The organism is Clostridium niameyense, assembly GCF_001243045.1.
GTDB lineage: Bacteria > Bacillota > Clostridia > Clostridiales > Clostridiaceae > Clostridium_F > Clostridium_F niameyense.
In genome coordinates this window covers 738,246-759,021 of record NZ_LN849007.1, presented here as the reverse complement: position 1 = coordinate 759,021, position 20,776 = coordinate 738,246, and the positions used below count along the sequence as shown (strand labels likewise).

Sequence of the window (20,776 nt, the reverse complement as noted above, 5' to 3'; positions counted from 1 at the left end):
AAACAGTGTTAAAATTTAACACTGTTTAACTTATGCCCTTACTTAATAAAGTAGATACGGACTCTGTGCTTTGTCTAGCACCTATCACCATAGACTTATTATATTCTATAAGTACATTTCCTTTAACTATTCCCATTATAGAGAGAGCCATATCTTCATCCTCTATTCGAGATAAGGCCGATGTAATGTTCTCCTCTGCATTACTAGAATCATTGTATGTATGACACAAATTATTATAATCTGTTCCAACATTTACCCTATATTCTATAACTTTATTTATAGCATTATTAACATGTTCTATAGAATTTGATGCATTCTCTAAAGTATCTATACAACTTCCATCAATGCCTATATCCTTACTTGTTAAAGACTTTAAATTAATAGTATAGGTTGTAAATGGTGAGTCTTTTATTTGTATATTTAAGCTTTTATTCTCTTTTAATAATTTTATTTTATTAAATTCAGTTTTATCTGAAATATCCTCTATGGAATTCTTAAGGTTTTGGAACTCTTCATCTGCAAGTTTCCTATCTTTATCCGTTAAAGTGTCATTAGCTGCTTTTACAGCTAACTCTTTCATTTTATATAAATGTTGTGATATATCATCTAAAGCTCCCTCAACGGTTTGTAATAATGATATTCCATCTTGAGTATTCCTTTGAGCTTGAGATAATCCTCTCACTTGAGCTTTAAAACTTTCAGATATACATAGCCCTGATGCATCATCAGCGGCTCTATTTATTCTTTTACCTGAACTTACTTTTTCTATAAGTCCTTCAGTTTTTTTCTTATTTTTCACAATTTTATTAAAAGAATTCAAAACATTCACATTATTTATAAGCACTTATAACACCTCCTTCTTTTATAAAATAATCTATTTTATTATCGTAAAGATACTAATATGCTTTATTGTTTTTTACTTAATATTATAGAAAATATATAATTCACTAGTTTTTATAGTATTATCCTTTGAATCTGTTGTATTTTCTACATAGTATATAAAATTAATAAAGTAATTAAATTATTTTTTAAAAATATATATTTATATAGTAAGTAAAAGAATCCTAAATAATAAAAATATATTACTATTTAGGATTCTTTGTTTATATACTTATAATATAATTATATAATAATTTATTTTACATATTTGTTCTTGTTTATTAGTAACTGTCTGTAATTATGCTTTTAAATCTAAATTTTGTCCTAAATTTGGATCTAGTGCTTGTTCCATCATTTCAGTCATTCTAACAGCATTTTCATTAGAAGAATTCATTGTCATCTTCATTACAGACAAAGCTGCTACCTCACTTAACTTCCATTGATTTAGTGACATAGACATTGCTGCTATATCCATATAATTACCTCTCTTCTTAAATAATATCTTTATTTTAATAAATTAATAACATTTTTATAATCATTTTCTATGATATTTAAAATATGATTTTCTTTATTCCTATCATCTGTATCTTTTTGTAATGATTCATCTAATCTTATAAAGTTATCCCTCATAGATTTAATATATATTATTAATTCTTTATATTGATTTTTATTAGAGCCACTTATAGAATTTTCTATAGAGGATAATGCAACTATAGAATCATTCAATAAAATTTTTACTTGCTCTAATGATTTTTCCTTATATAAATTATTTTTAATATAATCTATTGCTTCCCCTATGGTATAACATAAATTAGCAATATTACCATCCACATCATTTTTGTTTATATTCTTTTCCTTCTCTTTAATTACATTAAATTTTATATAATTAATATCCTTGCTAAAATTATTAATATTACAACTTATGCTTATGCAACCAAATACTAGAGTTAAAATTATTAATATTTTTTTTCCACTATTAAACTTAATCATATATTTCACCTAATTAAATATATTTATTAATCATATAAAAATTTAAAGTATATATACACTTTATACACTCAATAATTAATCTCTTATAAACAAAGCCATGTGTGCCATATTGTTTATATTATTGCTTTTTAAAGTATCTAAAATCCAAGAATTATATCCTGAATCATGCATTACAAATCTATAAAACTTTTGTATAAAATTTACAACTTCTTGATCTGAAAAATCTTCTTTATAATATGATGATAATCCAACTAAATAAATTTTTATAATGGAATAATATGTTATAAGCATACTATAATCTTCAAAAACTTTATTCTTACCTAAAGGAAAAACATTCGCAAACACATAATTAACCAAATAATTTTCTAATATATATTCTCTATCTTTAAAAAATGGCTTATAATAAATTTCATAACACTTATTATAATTACTAGTTCCATTTAATTTATTATAATCTAAAGATTTAATACTATTATTATGTAAGTCAATAAATTCTTTACTACTCTCATCTATATTTATTTTAGCTCCTATAAGTTGTTGTAAAAATATAATTTTTATTCTTTCATCACCTTTTATTTTAGTTAAAACTTCCTTATATATACTTGATAATATTCTCTCCTCATATTTTTCAATTATAGTTAAGATATTAGAAAAATTGTTTTTATCTAATGTATCTTGTATTTCATTGTAAAACATACCTAAAATAATTAATCTATCGTCTATGGAATAATTTCTATTTTGCAAAAGATTTATAGTAAATATTCTTAAATTCCAAAAATACTTACTTAAATATTCCCCAGATATCTGAGTATTGATTGATACATTAATATTCCTTACTTCTTCAGTACACTCAATTTCATTAAATTCCATAGAATTCTTATTTAATAAAACTCGTTTTGCCACCTCCGGACAAGATAAAGTCAATGTTTTTTCAATAATATGGTCTATTTTATTATATTTTCTTGGATAAATAGAACATACTTCTGACATCTTATCTTGTCCAAAATTTGTATATATGCCACATAAATTTTCTTTAGATAAAAATGGACATCTCCTATTTTTATCTAAAATTATTTCTCCATAGTCCCAATCAGATTTACATTTTCTATTTCTTTTTATTACTTTATCTACTTTAACATTAAGTTTTTTAACATCTAACTTATTATACAATTTATATATTTTTTTATCTAAATAAATATGCCATCCTCTACAACAAGTATCTTCACATTTACTTCCTATACACTCAAACCCTTCCGTATATGTAGGCGTTAACATTATTTTATTTTTCATATTTTAATTCTCCCGTAAAATTAAAATCATCGATTATTTAATAATTGAAATATAGATTTAGTATCAAAAATTATTATTTTATATTATTTATTATTTTTATAAATGGAAATATTAGGTACCCCTAAAGAATAATCTATATTATATATAAAATTATTAGTTTCATATGTTATATTATATAAATCAAATTCTTCCTTAACTAATAGTTGTTCATATTTTTCTTCCACTACGTCAAATAACTTAATAAAATCTGCATCTAATCCATGATTAGTAGACTTAAATATAACTCCGTCAACCTTATCTTCTGATATTTCATTATATACACATCTTTTTATATTGCTACAAAATTTAAATTTATCTGTATTACTTATTAAATTATCTGTAGTACCATGAAAACATATAATATTACAATTATTATCAAACTTAGCATATAATTTATTCAAATCCAATATTTCCTTATCTAAATTTAAAGACGATGCTAAATACTTAAATTTAATATCAAAATTACATTTACCAATGGATGACATTAAAATTCTATCATTATATAAATATTTTGGATGTATCCATGCCGAATTATCTATTATTAATGAAAATAGGCTAGGCGCAAAAGCATTACACATATATGATAAATATGCCCCATGAGAATTTCCATATACAATTAATTTATTTTTATTAAATTTTAAATTATTATCTTCAAGTATAGCCATTACTACTAAAACAGCATTTATATTATCTATGGCTTGCATTATCCCCATATCATTAAAATCTTCTAAGTTTTCTTTCAAATTAGCATTAGCCTCTATTGATATATGATAATCCTTAATTATATTAAAAAACTGTTCCTGGTTTAAATTATCACTTTCTAATTTAATAAAATCCTTATTACTTAATATGGTTTTAATTTTATCTTTATTAAGATTAAAACTTAAATCTTCAGCTCCTTGCATATATTGCCATCCAAAATAATCACATTGAACCGTAATTAGATTATATTTATCCGCAAAATTCTTTCTCATCTTTTTATATACATTAGAGGTTGCATTACCACCAAATCCAGCAATAAATAATAAAATACCTGTCTCCTCATTAACTCCACTTTGTGGTTCAGAAAAATATATATTCAATTCTCTAGGTAACTCTTTATATACACTAGGATGACCTGGTATTGTCACCGTATAGTCCTTTGACATTAAATCATCTCCCAATTAACAGGCGTACCCTTTTCTATATCAAATTGTGCCTTTTTTCCTAATACATCATTTATATATTTTGTTTCCAGTCCAAACCCTGGTCTTATACTTTTTACATTATCATTAGTAAATATTTCTCCCTTTTTAATATCCTTCACTACAAATAAACTTCTTGAATGTTCTCTTGATTTTTTTTGTTTCTCTGTTAAATCGTAAGTAACTGTTCCCAAAGCCTTTTCTAAATTTCTTATACAATCCACCATATATTTAAATTCTTCTGGTTCCATAGAAAATTTAGAATCAGCTCCTCCATCTGATCTTCTTAATGTTAAATGTTTTTCTACTATTTTAGCACCTAATGCTACTGCACCTAACGCTACTGTATGTCCTATGGTATGATCAGATATTCCTACTATAGTTTTAAAAGTTTCCTTCATATTAGGTATAGTATTTAAATTTATTGAATTGAAAGGTGCTGGATAAGATGAAGTGCATTTTAACAATGCTATATTTTCATTTCCCATTCTTTTGCAAGCATTAATGGCTTCTTGAATATCCCCGAGACGTGCTATTCCCGTAGACATTATTATAGGTTTTCCCTTTGACGCTATATATTCTATAAAAGGAATATCATTTATTTCAAAAGATGCTATCTTATAAGCTGGAACTTTCATCTCCTCTAAAAAATCTACAGAAGTGTAATCAAAAGGTGATGAAAAAAATATTAATCCTTCCTCTTCTGCCACCTTTTTTAATTTTGGTTGCCACTCCCATGGAGTATATGCTGTTTGATAAAGTTTATGTAAAGTAGTTCCATCCCAAATAGTACCTTGCTTTATTTGAAAATATTCATTATCACAATCTAAGGTTATAGTATCTGGGGTATATGTCTGAAGTTTAATAGCATCTGCACCAGCCCATTTAGCTTTTTTTATAATTTCAACTGCTCTATCATAATCTTGTAAATGATTAGCAGACATTTCTGCTATTATAAAGGTTTCATCATTATACATTATTTTATTATTATTCATCATAAAAGACTTATTCATCTTTTTATCACCTTCTTAAATCATTATTAATTATACCTTATATCGTATAAATATTTTTTTTCTTTAAGGAAGCATCTATATATTTTATTAATTCCTTTGTCTACAATATTATATAAATTATTCTTAAATACTTTTAACGTATCCTTCCCCAGTATACATTTATATAAGCATTTAATACTTTTATTCTATACCTTTTTATGTCATTTCTTAATATTGTTTTTGATTTATAAATTTATTAATATCTAGAATTTCCTTATTATTATCTATATAATTAATAACTTCTCTCAAATCAACATAATTATTATTATAAAATTTCTCATATATAACTTTGATAAGTTCTAAATCTTCTCTAGTATCCAAAGTTAGTCTATAATTTCTATATAAATATTTTAATTCATCTTTTAATGGATAAACCTTATGTGTAAAATTATCCTTATTATCATAATAGTATCCAACAACATGTTCCTTTTGTTTATCTGTTACTGCACATTCTTTCATTTTACACAAAGCCTCAAATGTAAATACATCTAATCCAAACCCTGTAAAAATTTCTTTTTCCTCTTCTACAAATTCTAATTTATCTTTATATAAGTTTTGCACCCAAAAATCAATTAATTTAGGTTCTAATAATGGACAATCTGAAGTAACTCTAACAACTATATCAATATTGGGCTTATAGAGTTTACAACATTCATAATATCTATCTAATACATTATTTTCTGATCCTCTAAAACATTCTATATTGTTTTTATTGCAAAATTCCTCAATCAAATCATTTTCTTTATTTTTACTTGTAGCTATTATTATTTCATCTATTGTATTAGCTCTTTTACATCTTTCATATACATGTAATAAAACTTCTTTGCCACATATGTTCTTCATTATTTTGCCTGGCAGACGTGTAGATCCCATATGAGCTTGTATTATTAATAAATTCATAAATTAAACCTCTCCTCTATTAATTTAATTATTCTATATATTCCATTACCATCTACTAACTCACTTGCACTTTTACTTAACATAATTCTTTTATCATAGCTTAACATATTTATTGCACTTTTTAAATTCTCTATTTCGGAAAATTTTATGATTCCTAATCTATCCATAGTTTCTGCTGCTAATACTTGATTTTCAGCTACTACAATCCCTATAGATGGAACACCCATTCTAGCTAATTCAAATATTGTGGTTCCACATGAAGATATACATATATCACAAATTTTCATTAATTTACTCATATTAGCATTAAAATATAATTTAATTTTACTACTACTATATTTTTTCAATTCTTCTATTTTATTAAATCCAGAACCTATAACAACATGTAAATTATAATTAAATTCTTTTAAATGATTAATAATTTTTTCTGTTAAATTATTATCGTCACTTCCGCCTACTGTTATCATAATATCCTCTATATTAGGTTTTATTTGTTTTGTGTATTTAATATTTCTAAATTCATCTCTTAATATAACAAATTCAGTTCCTAACATAAGATTTGTATCATTATTAACCTTATAATTTAAGGTTGTAGCATAAGAATTTTGATTAATTAAAAAATCTACATTAAAATACTCACAACATTTTTCATCATCAAAACAACCACTAATCTTAAATTTTTTCTTAATTATATTAAAATACTCCTCATCTACATCATAACTATCCGTAATTATACAGTCTGCATTTATTTTATATATTTCATCTTTTACAGCATTTTCTCTTATATATTTAACTTCAAATCCATTTCTTCTTAGAATATCTATACCTGGTTTATATTTATTGGTTAATGGACTATCTACTCTACAAAGAAAAAATACATTATGTTTTTTCTTTAATTCATGTGCTATGACCATAGTTCTCATTATATGTCCCATACCTATTTGAGAACCACCATCTGATCTAATGCAAATATTCATATTAAACTCCTTATCTTTATTTAAATATTTATTTACTAAGTGTTTGTATACAAATTTAGTATAGTTATCTATTATTAATAATTATGTCATTTATAATTTTTATATCTTTCTTTATATCTTCAATCTTTTTTTTATCTTCAATCCATAAATTTACAACTTCATTTTCTACAATATCGGCATTTTTTAAAATTCTCTGATTATCACTGTGTATTTTGCTCAAATTTATATACCAATTACTTATGTCTACACCTTGCTTTCTAGCTTGTAATAATAATTTTTCTCTATTTCCCTTGTATAAAAAAGTATATCTCCATAAACCTTCATTTTCTTCTAATTTAGGTAAATATAAATTTTTCTTTATAAGATACTTATCATATAAGTTTCGTCTCTCTTTTCTTTTATCTATTATATTTTCTAATTCATTTATGACATCCAACAAAGCTTCATTAAATACTAAATCATATATAAAAGTTTCTCTACTATCTAACTGCAATTGTTTCATATGAATATTAAATTCTTTACCTTTATAATTCCTAACAATACCATAATAACTATCTCTATATAAATTAAATTTATTTTCAATATCAAACGGTTTTCTGGGTAAATCTTTTTTATATTTTAAAATGTTATTATATAATTTTACATCATCAGTAAATATAGCTCCTCCTCCATTATTACATTGTAATAACTTAGTATTACCAAAACTTATGATAGATGCATCTGAATATCCACTAAAATAATAACTTTGTGCTGAATCCTCTAAAATAAAAATATTTTTATCTCTAACTATTTCATATATAGACTTCATATCACATCTATGTCCATAAATATGGGTAGGTACTATAATTCCTATATCCTCATTATCTATAATAGATTTTAGCGATTCTATATCCATAGTATAATCTTCTAAATTTACATCACAAAACTCAGGAGCATATCCGGCATAAATAGCTGCATTAACTGGAGTCATACATGTTATAGCGGGATATACTATCTTTTTATGATTTAAGTTTAAAGCTTTTAAAATTAAATATATAGAAGTCGTACCACTTCCAGTAAAAACACAATATTTTTTATTAAATTTCTCAGTTAAACATTCTTCAAGCTTATTCATTATAATCCACCATTCTTATTTATTTTTATAGTATATATACAAAATAATTAATAAAGAATGCACAAAATAATTTGTGCATTCAATTTAAATATTAGTGCATAGAGTTCTTTATTATATTTAAACATTAATAAATCTTATTAAACTTCATAAAAGTTTACTTCTCCCGTTAATGAATTTTTATATGGTAATATAACCTTATCAAAATTTTGTAAGTCATGCTTATTTATTTTTTTATTTTTAATACCTATAAATTCATCTATTCTAGGATTATATAAAAAAGTTTCCTTATATTTCTCTTCTCCTAAAACTTTTATATTACAAAAACGATTATTTAAAAACACCTCATTAACTACTTTATTAAAAGCAGGTATATCTATGTTCTGAATTATACCTATATTTATAGTATTGTTACCACTATTTGTAATAAATTTATCTTCATTAACTATTTTTTTATTTTTAAATACATCTAAAACAAATCCTTTTCTGTGAGAAGGAATTTTAACATCAAACATTTCTAATAAAGTTGGATAAAAATCAATCGTTCTCATATCCTTAACTTTCCCAGTTTTTATATCCTTGCCACTAATAATAAATGTTCCTTTTATATCATGGCAGGCTGATAAAAATCCCTTATTTCTAGCCTTAATTATAATAGCTCCATTCTCAAGCCAAATGGCACTATCTCTTAATCCAAACATTTCACGTTGTAATTTTACCGGTGAATTTCCTAAACTTTCTTGCCACCCTTTTATTCCGTGATCCGACAATATCAAAACATTATCTGGGTTAATCTTAGATATAACCATTCCTATAAATTCATCAATTATCTTTATGGCTTTTTTTATTTCCTTTTTTTCTAAATCATGAGATTGAAAATGACTTATATAGTCAATTAATTGCGTATAAAAAAAACATACATCCACAGGACTATTATCTTGTAAATTTATAATATCTTTTTTGTAATATTCTAAATTACTTTTTAAATATTCAACAGCCTCGTGAAAATAATCATCCTTCAAAATTCCATTTAACAGTTGAGGACTTTCCTTTATTTCATTCCATCTATATCCAAAGTATTCTTCTGACCTAGGAACAGGTTGTTTCTCTAAATTTGTATTAATATACTTTAATATATATCTATCTTTATTAGTAACAACTGGATTTAGAGAGTAGTACTCATCTATTATTTCTGCATCAGCATCATAATTTATTTCACCACTTATCATATAACCATCAATATTATCTGGAGGAGTAGTGGCTAGTCCCTTTATCATTCCAACTTTTAAACCCTGTTTATTAAGCATTTTCCAAAAAGGTTCTCTCTCCTTATAATCATTCATATTGGGATATCTTTTTTCATCTTTATACTGATTATTAATAACTCCATGTTGTTGAGGTGTTAATCCTGTATACAAAGAAACCCAATTATCCCTTGATCCATATCCATAAGTATAGCTATCATACTGACAATACATCCCATTTTCTTTTAATTTTTTTATATTAGGATATTCATTTATATTATTAAAAAGTACATCTGGTGGTAATGCATCAATAGCAAAAATCATTAATTTCATTTAATCTACCTCTCTTCACTATCCTTATAAATAATTAGATACTCAATTATATTAATTTACATGTTGAGTGAGTTCCTTACTAAACTTTTAATCTATTAAACTTAAACTTTTTAATAAGGACTCTCTATTTTCTGCATTAAATATATAATATCCTAATCTATCTGAAGAATTAAAAAGTCCAGATACATTGGTTCTATTATAATATTCATGCTTAACATAATTATCATCTTGTATAATACTTTTATGATTTTTTATTGCATTTTCATAATTAAATTTAGTTATAAATTTAACTACTGCATATTTGTTAAATTTATTTTTATGACTTACTTCTTCTCCCATAACTATGTTTATAAGACTTTCATACATATCTATTCCTGTTGCTAATTTAATTAAATCAGTGCATATATAATCTCCTGCAAACCTAGCTGCTATTTCTATAACAATAGGTCCATTTTTAGTAATCCTCATATCAAAAAAAGATACTGCATTGTCCACTTCGACAGCCTTTAAAGTTTTTATACACATATCCTCTATTTGTTTTAAAATATTAATACTAAAGTTTGCAGGAATTAAATGCTGTGTTTCAACAAAATAAGGAGATCCACTAGTTATGCCTTCAGATACTGCAATCACATGAGTATGTCCATTTTGCGTTATAAGTTCTACTGAACATGCCTTTCCATCTATAAAATCCTCTATTATAAGCTTTTTCTCCCTACTATATGTCATACAATAATCAAAATTTTTTTCTAGTTCATTTTTAGAATTTATCCTAACTACCCCTCTACTCCCACCTCCATCAATAGGTTTCATAACTACCGGATAGCTTAATTTATTTGATATAGCTTTAACATCTTCTAATGACTCTACCTGATAACTCTTACATATATCAATTCCGTTCTCTCTCATACATTTTCGTAAAAAGACTTTATCTATAGAAGCACGTGCAGCCTTGGATCTTATTCCTCTCAAATTTAATTTTTCATTTACATAAGCTACTGTAGCTAAAAGCCTTTCCGTTTTTGTTATTATACCTTCTATATTAAACTTTCTAGCGTACTCCAATATCTTTTCCTTATTTTCTCCACTAATATTTATAGCTACATCTCCATACTTTAATCCAGGTGCATTCTTGTCTATATCTGTAATAATTACGCCATACCCTTTTTCCTTAGCAATCTTTATAAAAGGTATTTGAGTTTCACTTGCTCCTAATATCATAATATTTCTCATAACCAAAATAATCCTCCAACAAAAGTCTATTTGATAAACTGTTCATAAGGCATTACATATATTCCCTTGTATTCTTTTTTTATTAAATCTAAACTAGTGCCTCTAAGTTTATCTATATTACTAACTATACTAGTTAAATAATAATGATAATCTAAACCAGAACCCCAATCTTCCTTATATTTAAATATACTAGAACCAACTTCATCACAAGATTGCCAATTGTAATACTCAACTTCCAATTCTAATGCGTACTCTATACTAGCATAATCCAAATAAGTTCCAGCCTGTGTATACATATATTCCCCATCTACAACTCTCATAAAATTATCTACTGATATTCCTTGGTTTAAGTATAATCCACCACCTATTATTTTATCTTCTAAAATCGTATAAAACATTTTAAATTTATCCCTACTATAATATTTTACAATAGTTTCAAATACTGAATAAGGATATATAGCACAATGAGTTTCTGTTAATCTTTTTACATATACATTATCGTACCAATCTCTTAAATATTCTAAATCGCAACTCTCTATTAACTCAACTCCGTATTTTCTACATTTATTTATATTACGTCTTAAATTTCCTCTGAATTTAGACTTCATATTTTTAAATATATCTTCTTTTAAATCTAAATACTGATAAAAATTTTTTCTTTCAAAACTTGGTTCAAAAATCCTCTTATATAAATCATACTCATAATTTTTAAAAGGCGGTGTACATATAGTCATAAGTTTAACATCATATTTTTGTGAGAAGTCCATTAAAAAATTTTTAATGGACTTAAATACTGCTTCCTTATTATTAACACTTGCAATTCCACCGTAACCAATAAACGGCATAGAATGGATAATATTTCCTAAACAATTCTTATATAAAATAAAAGGCATCACCCCTTGTATATCTTTATTATCTTTACATACAATATAAAAATAATTAAAATTATGCATATCATCATAAAGTCTTTTGTTTAAAAAATGTTGCTGATTTATCCCATTATTATTTAAGAAATCAACTAATTCTCTATCCTTTTCAAAATTATACAAATAGCATTCCATATTGTTTTCTCCTTACAAGTAATTTCCTTTTATTTTTATTAAAAAATATAAGATAAACTCTACTTTATTCCATAAACAACTGCGAACTTCCAATTCATAATGATATCATCTTCTACTATTTTCATATCATAAGCTTGTTTAACTAGTTTATCGCATTCAAAATGCATTTTTCTTATTATATCTAAGTTTCTAAAAGGAACTCCCGCATTATTTAACCAGTTATTTAAACTCATATCATTTAAAACTATAGTTCTAGAGAATATATCTTTGAAATCAGCATTTACAAATAAATTAGTTAAGTCATCCAATAAAAATGTATGTCTATTTTCCTTATATTTAAACATTTCTTCATAAAATTTAACACTATATCTATCTGGAGGCGTTCCTTCACATACAATAAATTTACCACCTGGTTTTAAAATTCTTTTTACTTCTCTAAAAGCTTTATTTAAATCTTCCGAATGATGAAGAATCATTCTGGCTGTTACAACATCAAAAGAATTATCTTCAAATAAACTTAAATCCTCAACTTTACTTTGTGAAAGATTAAAACCTAGTGAAGCATCTATTTTGCTCATCATACCAGCACTCACATCTATTCCATAATAATTACCTTCTGGATACTTATTATATAAAGTTTTTAAAACTTTTCCCGTACCTGTACCTACGTCCAAAATTTTTTTATTATTTACATCACCTGCAAACTCTACCATTTGATCTAATGTTTCATTTCTATTTACCCATCTTATATTATCATAGGTTTTAGCTCTTTCCTTCCAATCTGTTTTTACCTTAATTAGCTTATTTATAAATAATGAATCTTTTTTAATTCTATTGTAATCTTCTAACGTATCTATTTCCGCCCAGTTTTTTTCTATAATAACACATTTTAGATCTATACCCATCTTGCATAATTCATTTAATAAATCTGTTATCCAAATATTTTTTAAATCTATTTTATTTAAGTAATTATGAGATTCCTGAACTTCACTTATTCTATCATAATTATTTTTTAGAATATATGTTCCCCTTTGGGTACATTTTATCATTCCTGTAAATAATCCATAATTGTTATTACGTATATCTGATAATCCTTTTCCTATTTTCTCTACATTATTTTGCCCATCAAATATTAACATTTCCTTATTTTCTATACTACAATCATTAATATTTAAATAATCATCTATATTCAATTTTACTCCAATAGATATGTCCGCTTTAGAATCTAACATTCTAAGTATTACATCTTCATCAAATAATATGTCTCCATATAAGATTAAAGTATCATCATTTAATTCCTCCCTAGCACAAAATAATGAATTTAATACATTTGTGTTCTTATAATCATCATTATCGTAATATTTAATTCCTGGTATATCTATTTTATTTTTTTCATATCCTCTAACAACTGATATATCATTTATACCACAAGTATACAGAATATTTATTTGCATCTCTAATATTGAATTACCTTCTATCTCCAGCAAACATTTTGGCCTATCATTTAATATATTATCTTTACCTGCATTTAATATAATAGCTTTCAACTATAGCAACTCCTTAATCACTAAAATAATTGTAATTTATTTATTTCTTCTTTTAATTGTTCTATTGATAACCATTCATTATTAGCTCCAGAATTATATTCAAAACCTTCTTCTATCAAAGCTCCTCCTGGTGTTAAATACTTTTGAGAATTCCACCAGTCAAAATGAGGATATACTATATAATGGCCTTCATATTCATAAGTATATCTTGAATCATCTTTCGTAACCATTACTTCATGGAGTTTTTCTCCCTCTCTAATTCCAACCTCTTTCAACTTACAATTTGGCATCATTGCTTCAGCTAAATCTGTTATTTTAAATGAAGGAATTTTAGATATATACGTTTCTCCTCCCTTAGATTCTCCTAATGCTTTAAATACTAATTCTACGCCTTCTTCCAAAGTAATCCAAAATCTAGTCATTCTAAAATCTGTTATAGGAAGTTCATCATATCCTTTTTCAATTAGTGATTTAAAAAATGGAATAACAGAGCCTCTACTGCCTGCTACATTTCCATATCTAACTACTGAAAATATAGTTCCATCCTCACCTGAATAAGCATTTGCAGCTATAAATAATTTATCAGAGACTAATTTTGTTCCTCCATATAAATTTATAGGATTTACTGATTTATCTGTAGATAATGCTACAACTTTTTTTACACCTCTATCTAAAGCTACATCTATTACGTTTTGTGCACCATGAATGTTAGTCTTTATAGCCTCAAAAGGATTATATTCACAAGCTGGCACTTGTTTCATAGCTGCCGCATGAATTATATAATCTACTCCATTAAAAGCTCTATATAATCTATCCTTATCCCTAACGTCCCCTATAAAAAATCTTAATTTATGTACCTTATTAGGATAGGTTATAGAAAATTCCTTTTTCATTAAATCTTGTTTAAATTCATCTCTTGAATATATTATTATCTTTTTTACATCATATCTATCTAAAATCATTTCAGTGAATTTTTTACCGAAAGATCCTGTTCCTCCAGTTATTAGTACAGATTTATTATTTAACATATTTATCACCTGTTTCAGCAATTTTTTTTTATAATAAAATTGTCTTATATTTTTATTAATTTAATATTATATTTTTTATTTTAGCATGTACATCATTCAAGATTGGAAGTATCTCATAGTTAAATAAATCCCCTATTAACACATAATCCTCATTTTCAATAGCTTGCACTATTTCTTCTAGCTTCTCATCCATAATTGATATATCTATAGGCTCTTTTTGAATATCAGAAGTTAAATTAATAACTTCCATAATCCAACCTATTCCTTCAGATATGCTTGGAATTAAAGAAAAAGCTCTATTTTCTTCTTCTAATTGAATGTATTCTATTAATGTATTTATCCCTTTTTTTAAATTTTCCATATATTCATTAGCTGTTATTAAAGCCTCCATTTTTTTACTCATTATTTTTCCTCCCAAATAAAATAACCTTTCATTTTACTATAATAGTCGATAATATTTTTAAATTCTTTAAATGCTTATGTCGCAAAATAGCTTACTTAAATACTGTTTAAAATCAATATTCTTTGCTCCTTTAATTAAAGCACCTTTGCTACAATTCACAAAATTTACATTGAGGTTCTTTTTAATTACATTCTCTATTTGATTTTTAAAATAAATATACCCCTTAGTAGTTTTAAGCATCTTTCCATCAACACCTTTAACCACATCATTTTGTTCATTTATTATTGGATTATCCTCACAATTATAGATATCCTTAAATGCACTTATATGTGATTTACCATTTAAATAAGCTAAATCTTGGCCTAATAAAACTACCTCCTTCGCTCCACATTTTATAGCTATATTCATAGCCGCTACCGCCACTGTCTTTCCTGTTTCAATTATAATTTCATCTTCTCCCATAGCGTTGAAAAATATATATTTAGGACCTTTATATCCTTTAACTGCCCATCTAGATGCAGTAGATAAAAAACAAAGTGATATATTCTCATTTTCAAATCCACTTAACTGATTAGCTACTGGTTTTTTTCCATCTATTATAACTATAATATCAGGTTTTATATTATTATTCATTAATGATTTTAGCGCTGTTCCTACTGTTATTACTATAAAATTTTTTCTGTTATTCTTTAATATCTCTAATTCATCATCTAAAGATGGTCCTGCTGCTGTTATAATATATGGTTTGTTTTCTTTATTAAACTGCTTTATTAGACTATGTATACTACTATAACATTGTTTAAAATTTTCCTTATAATTTTCTTCCAACATTCCACTATTATCTACAGCTTGTTTGGATATTATATAATTATTAATTAAAGCATACAATTCCTTATTACTATACTTTATAGTTTGCAAAGAAGGCCTATGTACTATTATATCCTTTACTCCTTTTATCACTTTACTAAATATGCTATAAAAATCCCTTTCCTTATAAGAAATTATATTTATTCTTTTATTACAGAATAACTTAAAATTTGTTTTTTTACATACATTTATTAATTCTTCATTTCCTTCAAAAACATAAATTTGTACTTTATTATTAATATTAAATACCTGTTCTACATGATATCCTAATCCTAATCCATATATTAAAATAATAGAGGATTTTTCTATTAAATTTTTATACTTATTTATAAATTTCTTACTTTCTTCTAACGGATCATACTTACTATGTAAATATTTATTATTATATTTAACAGTATATAATTCACTCTTTGTTTTTTCTAATTTTAACATAAATTATATCTCCATATTTTTTATTTGTAATAATTCATCTTCTATAAAATTAAGAGCATAATTTATAACTTCCAAAATTGATTTATATAAAAATTTATTTTTATTTATTATGTCTTCATCTGTTTCCGCTTTGTAACTAGTTAATATACTATAAGTTAATGGATATAATAAATTATTTAAAATTTCTAAGTTTTTGTATTTACACTTAATTTCCTCATCTATTTTATCTAATTTTTTTAAACTCTTGTTAACTTTAGAACTTTCTTTAACTATTAAATCTATTCTTAAATCATCTAATATCCTCAATGCTTCTTTACATTTAATATTAATAAATTTAATAGCCTTTATAGATTCATCAAGCATATTTATAGTATTTTCTTTAACCTTACTTTTCTTATTGTTAATTTTCTCTTCCTTAAATATATTATTCATTGTTTTATTTAACTTATACTTTTCTATAGCTTCCTTCAATGTCATTACAGTTGTACCCTCAATTTTAGCTCCACCTTCTGTAGCATCTATAAATACCGTTTCCTTATTAGCTTTTATAATACTTTCAAAATCTCTTCTAAAATTATCTAAAATTTCACTAGTTTTAACTTTCTGTCCATTTATATCTTCAACATATAATCCATCTTTATCTGTTATATCATTATCTTTATCTACTGCAAAGTGATTGGTAGCTATTTCTGAATGAAATTTCTCTCCTGTATATGCTAAATCCTGTCCAATAAATATTATTGGATTGCAACCAAAAAATATAGCATTCATAGTTAATGTATGAGCAATAGACCCACCTGCTGTTAAGTTTTTAGTATTGGTCTCTAAAATTTTATTTATTAATTCACTTTGTCCAAATATAATCTTTTTTCCATTATGATCTCTTACTACATTAGAATTAGTTCCTTCATAAAATAAAAGCGGAACATTACATTTATCTATATAACCCTTAACTAATTTATAAGATATTTCTCCTGGATCAACTACACCTATTAAATCTGGATTTATCTCTTTTTCCAATAAAGGTTTTAATGTTCTGCCCCCAGATAAAATAAGCATATCTTTACTTATATTTTTTAATTCATCTATATTTTTAGATAATGATGGCCCTGCTGATACAATAATAGCTGGGATATTCTTATACTTATCTTTATACTCCTCCACATTAATTGCATCAATAATATATTTCAAGTTGTTAATTAAAGTTTTGAACCAAATTTCTGAAAATCTTAAATTAGTATTTCTAGATATAACATTATCTGATAAAAATTCCTTTACTATTTTAGTAAATTCTAAAAATTCATTACTATAAATTTTATCATAATTCATAATAGACCTATACGTAACTTTTGTAATTTCATACTCCTTTATTATATTAAATAGCCCTTCAGTTAAATTGGTTCTTTTAGGATTTATAAGATATACATTTTCTTTTTCTAAAAACTTATACTGTATGGGATTTTGCTTTATATAATTTATTAATTTTAAATTTGGTTCAAATATTACAATTTTACTTTTAGGATATAATTTATTAAGTTCACTTAAGCATTCTCCTGAACCTATTCCAAATATTAAAAATACATTTTTTTCGTCTTTATCCTTATTTAAGCTATTAATAAATTCACCTATTTTAGCCTTCATATTATATTTACTACCTATATATATCTTTTTATTATCCTTATATATCTTAATTATATTAAAACCATCTTTACTTTTCTCAATATCAAAATCATATTCTACCATATTTATTTTTCACCTCTTTTATATAAAATTATTATCGAATAAAATTATTTTTTCTTAAATAAAAAACCGAGGAAAAAATTCCTCGGTTTTCACAAAAACTTCCAATTATCTTAATAATTGAAGAACCCCTTGTGGTGCTTGGTTAGCTTGAGCAAGCATAGCTTGTGCAGCTTGAGTTAATATGTTAGTTCTTGTGAAGTTCATCATTTCTTTAGCCATATCAACATCTCTTATTCTTGATTCTGCTGCTTGTAAGTTTTCTGATGCATTGTTATCAGAATTTATTGTATGTTCTAATCTGTTTTGAACAGCTCCCATATTTGCTCTTTCTTCTGATACTTTATTTAAAGCCTTATCAATTATAGCTATAGCAGCTGAGCATGATTTTGCACTTCCTGATAATTTAACTTTAGTTGCACCGACACTTAATGCTGCTGTATCCATTTTTGCTATCTTAACGCTTATAAATTGGTCTTTATTAGCTCCTACTTGGAATTGAACTGCATTTTTACTAGCTGTTCCATCTAATAATTTTTTAGTATTGAATTCTGTTTGTCCTGAAATTCTATCAATTTCTGATTGTAATTGTGTTACTTCTTTTTGAAGATTTGCTCTATCTGTTGATACGTTAGTATCGTTAGCTGCTTGTACTGCTAATTCTCTCATTCTTTGAAGAATTGCATGTGTTTCATTTAAAGCACCTTCAGCTGTTTGAATTAATGAGATACCATCTTGGGCATTTCTTGAAGCTTGGTTTAATCCTCTGATTTGTCCTCTCATTTTTTCAGAAATAGCTAAACCTGCTGCGTCGTCTCCTGCTCTGTTTATTCTTAAACCTGAGCTTAACTTTTCTATAGCCTTTCCTGTGTTAGTTGTGTTGAATGCCATTTGTCTATGAGCATTCATAGCATTTAAATTGTGATTGATTATCATTTTTAAACTCCTCCTTGATTATGCTACGCTTCCATGCGCAATTTTATTGGTTACTTTTATATAATCGATATTATATTTATACACTTTATACCTTTAAAATTATTTTTTACATTAATTTTATTTAATAATCCTATATAATTATTTAAAATAGAAAAGTCGAGGCCCCTACCCCGACTTTTATCTTAATACAATTAATTATCTTAATAATTGAAGAACTCCTTGTGGTGCTTGATTAGCTTGTGCAAGCATTGCTTGAGCAGCTTGAGTTAATATGTTAGTTCTTGTGAAGTTCATCATTTCTTTAGCCATATCAACGTCTCTTATTCTTGATTCTGCTGCTTGTAAGTTTTCTGATGCATTGTTATCAGAATTTATTGTATGTTCTAATCTGTTTTGAACAGCTCCCATATTTGCTCTTTCTTCTGATACTTTATTTAAAGCCTTATCAATTATAGCTATAGCAGCTGAGCATGATTTTGCACTTCCTGATAATTTAACTTTAGTTGCACCGACACTTAATGCTGCTGTATCCATTTTTGCTATCTTAACGCTTATAAATTGGTCTTTATTAGCTCCTACTTGGAATTGAACTGCATTTTTACTAGCTGTTCCATCTAATAATTTTTTAGTATTGAATTCTGTTTGTCCTGAAATTCTATCAATTTCTGATTGTAATTGTGTTACTTCTTTTTGAAGATTTGCTCTATCTGTTGATACGTTAGTATCGTTAGCTGCTTGTACTGCTAATTCTCTCATTCTTTGAAGAATTGCATGTGTTTCATTTAAAGCACCTTCAGCTGTTTGAATTAATGAGATACCATCTTGGGCATTTCTTGAAGCTTGGTTTAATCCTCTGATTTGTCCTCTCATTTTTTCAGAAATAGCTAAACCTGCTGCGTCGTCTCCTGCTCTGTTTATTCTTAAACCTGAGCTTAATTTTTCTATAGCCTTTCCTGTGTTAGTTGTGTTGAATGCCATTTGTCTATGAGCATTCATAGCATTTAAATTGTGATTGATTATCATTTTTAAAATCCTCCCTGTTTATGTGGTGAACATCCTTGTTCATCCATTATTTTATATTTAATATATTATAAGAATTAAATCTTACAATATATTTTATCGTTTAATAATCTTATTCCTTTATACCTTATATAAATTTTTAAACTATAAATTTATATTTTTCTATTTAAAACATTATAATCCTTAATTTGTATCATGTTGTAGTTTCTACTTACTTCTTTGCCTTCTAATGCTCTATTAATTTTTTGTTTTAAATTTTGTTTTTTCATGACAGTTACTTTGTTGAGCTTTTGTTCTAACTGTGGTAATTCTAATTCCTTACTTAATTTTATAAATTCTTCTCTAGTATATTCTAGAGAATTTATACTATATATTACTTCTTGCTTTTTATTTAAAAATATTTCTGGTGCTTCATAATCTTCCTTTTCTACAGCTTCTATAATACTTAAAGTTAATTTTTTATATTCTATTAGATATTCTCTTAATCTATTCATTAAAATCACTCTTATC

Annotated in this window: 20 protein-coding genes; all 20 read right to left on the bottom strand. The window is 25.5% G+C overall.

The window, feature by feature from the left end; translation table 11 throughout:
• Nucleotides 1–25: 25 nt before the first annotated feature.
• Nucleotides 26–844, bottom strand: coding sequence for a flagellin N-terminal helical domain-containing protein (locus BN1711_RS04530; protein ID WP_050606996.1), 819 nt, complete (start codon nt 842–844; stop codon nt 26–28).
• Between the two features lie 333 nt (nt 845–1,177).
• Nucleotides 1,178–1,354 carry a YjfB family protein gene (locus tag BN1711_RS12205; RefSeq protein ID WP_082174056.1) on the bottom strand — a complete coding sequence of 59 codons (177 nt, stop codon included), beginning with the start codon at nt 1,352–1,354 and terminating at the stop codon, nt 1,178–1,180.
• Between the two features lie 29 nt (nt 1,355–1,383).
• On the bottom strand, nt 1,384–1,869 hold the full coding sequence (locus BN1711_RS04525) for a DUF8042 domain-containing protein (RefSeq protein WP_050606995.1): 486 nt from the start codon (nt 1,867–1,869) through the stop codon (nt 1,384–1,386).
• A 75-nt stretch (nt 1,870–1,944) separates the two neighbouring features.
• Entirely contained in the window at nt 1,945–3,159 is a 1,215-nt protein-coding gene (gene fliB / locus BN1711_RS04520) for a flagellin lysine-N-methylase (protein WP_050606994.1), read from the bottom strand.
• Nucleotides 3,160–3,242: 83 nt separating this feature from the next.
• Complete coding sequence (locus BN1711_RS04515; RefSeq protein ID WP_050606993.1) at nt 3,243–4,346, bottom strand: DUF2920 family protein; 1,104 nt, start codon at nt 4,344–4,346, stop codon at nt 3,243–3,245.
• A complete protein-coding gene (pseI, locus tag BN1711_RS04510; protein WP_050606992.1) occupies nt 4,346–5,395 on the bottom strand; it encodes a pseudaminic acid synthase in 1,050 nt (349 codons plus the stop codon). Before pseI ends, BN1711_RS04515 begins: the two co-directional genes overlap by 1 nt.
• 207 nt (nt 5,396–5,602) lie before the next feature.
• Nucleotides 5,603–6,334, bottom strand: a complete 732-nt coding sequence (locus BN1711_RS04505; RefSeq protein ID WP_050606991.1) for a cytidylyltransferase domain-containing protein — start codon at nt 6,332–6,334, stop codon at nt 5,603–5,605.
• Nucleotides 6,331–7,311 (bottom strand): UDP-2,4-diacetamido-2,4,6-trideoxy-beta-L-altropyranose hydrolase, encoded by a 981-nt coding sequence (gene pseG / locus BN1711_RS04500; protein WP_050606990.1) that lies wholly within the window; start codon nt 7,309–7,311, stop codon nt 6,331–6,333. The genes BN1711_RS04505 and pseG overlap by 4 nt, the downstream gene beginning before the upstream one ends.
• 64 nt (nt 7,312–7,375) lie before the next feature.
• Nucleotides 7,376–8,425 carry a DegT/DnrJ/EryC1/StrS family aminotransferase gene (locus BN1711_RS04495; protein WP_050606989.1) on the bottom strand — a complete coding sequence of 350 codons (1,050 nt, stop codon included), beginning with the start codon at nt 8,423–8,425 and terminating at the stop codon, nt 7,376–7,378.
• A 137-nt stretch (nt 8,426–8,562) separates the two neighbouring features.
• On the bottom strand, nt 8,563–9,999 hold the full coding sequence (locus tag BN1711_RS04490) for an alkaline phosphatase family protein (protein ID WP_050606988.1): 1,437 nt from the start codon (nt 9,997–9,999) through the stop codon (nt 8,563–8,565).
• 87 nt (nt 10,000–10,086) lie between these two features.
• Nucleotides 10,087–11,232 carry an ATP-grasp domain-containing protein gene (locus BN1711_RS04485; RefSeq protein WP_129582124.1) on the bottom strand — a complete coding sequence of 382 codons (1,146 nt, stop codon included), beginning with the start codon at nt 11,230–11,232 and terminating at the stop codon, nt 10,087–10,089.
• Nucleotides 11,233–11,258: 26 nt separating this feature from the next.
• Nucleotides 11,259–12,293 (bottom strand): hypothetical protein, encoded by a 1,035-nt coding sequence (locus BN1711_RS04480; protein ID WP_050606986.1) that lies wholly within the window; start codon nt 12,291–12,293, stop codon nt 11,259–11,261.
• A gap of 59 nt (nt 12,294–12,352) precedes the next feature.
• A complete protein-coding gene (locus BN1711_RS12200) occupies nt 12,353–13,840 on the bottom strand; it encodes a methyltransferase domain-containing protein (RefSeq protein ID WP_082174055.1) in 1,488 nt (495 codons plus the stop codon).
• Between the two features lie 20 nt (nt 13,841–13,860).
• Complete coding sequence (gene pseB, locus BN1711_RS04470) at nt 13,861–14,868, bottom strand: UDP-N-acetylglucosamine 4,6-dehydratase (inverting) (RefSeq protein WP_050606985.1); 1,008 nt, start codon at nt 14,866–14,868, stop codon at nt 13,861–13,863.
• Nucleotides 14,869–14,923: 55 nt separating this feature from the next.
• Nucleotides 14,924–15,271, bottom strand: coding sequence for a DUF8042 domain-containing protein (locus tag BN1711_RS04465; protein ID WP_050606984.1), 348 nt, complete (start codon nt 15,269–15,271; stop codon nt 14,924–14,926).
• Nucleotides 15,272–15,337: 66 nt separating this feature from the next.
• A complete protein-coding gene (locus BN1711_RS04460; protein ID WP_050606983.1) occupies nt 15,338–16,570 on the bottom strand; it encodes a motility associated factor glycosyltransferase family protein in 1,233 nt (410 codons plus the stop codon).
• 3 nt (nt 16,571–16,573) lie between these two features.
• Nucleotides 16,574–18,313 carry a motility associated factor glycosyltransferase family protein gene (locus tag BN1711_RS04455; RefSeq protein ID WP_050606982.1) on the bottom strand — a complete coding sequence of 580 codons (1,740 nt, stop codon included), beginning with the start codon at nt 18,311–18,313 and terminating at the stop codon, nt 16,574–16,576.
• Nucleotides 18,314–18,418: 105 nt separating this feature from the next.
• Nucleotides 18,419–19,246: a flagellin N-terminal helical domain-containing protein gene (locus tag BN1711_RS04450; protein WP_050606981.1), complete on the bottom strand. Its 828-nt coding sequence runs from the start codon at nt 19,244–19,246 to the stop codon at nt 18,419–18,421.
• Between the two features lie 195 nt (nt 19,247–19,441).
• Complete coding sequence (locus BN1711_RS04445) at nt 19,442–20,269, bottom strand: flagellin N-terminal helical domain-containing protein (RefSeq protein ID WP_050606981.1); 828 nt, start codon at nt 20,267–20,269, stop codon at nt 19,442–19,444.
• 149 nt (nt 20,270–20,418) lie between these two features.
• Nucleotides 20,419–20,760, bottom strand: coding sequence for a hypothetical protein (locus BN1711_RS04440; protein WP_050606980.1), 342 nt, complete (start codon nt 20,758–20,760; stop codon nt 20,419–20,421).
• Between the last annotated feature and the right edge of the window lie 16 nt (nt 20,761–20,776).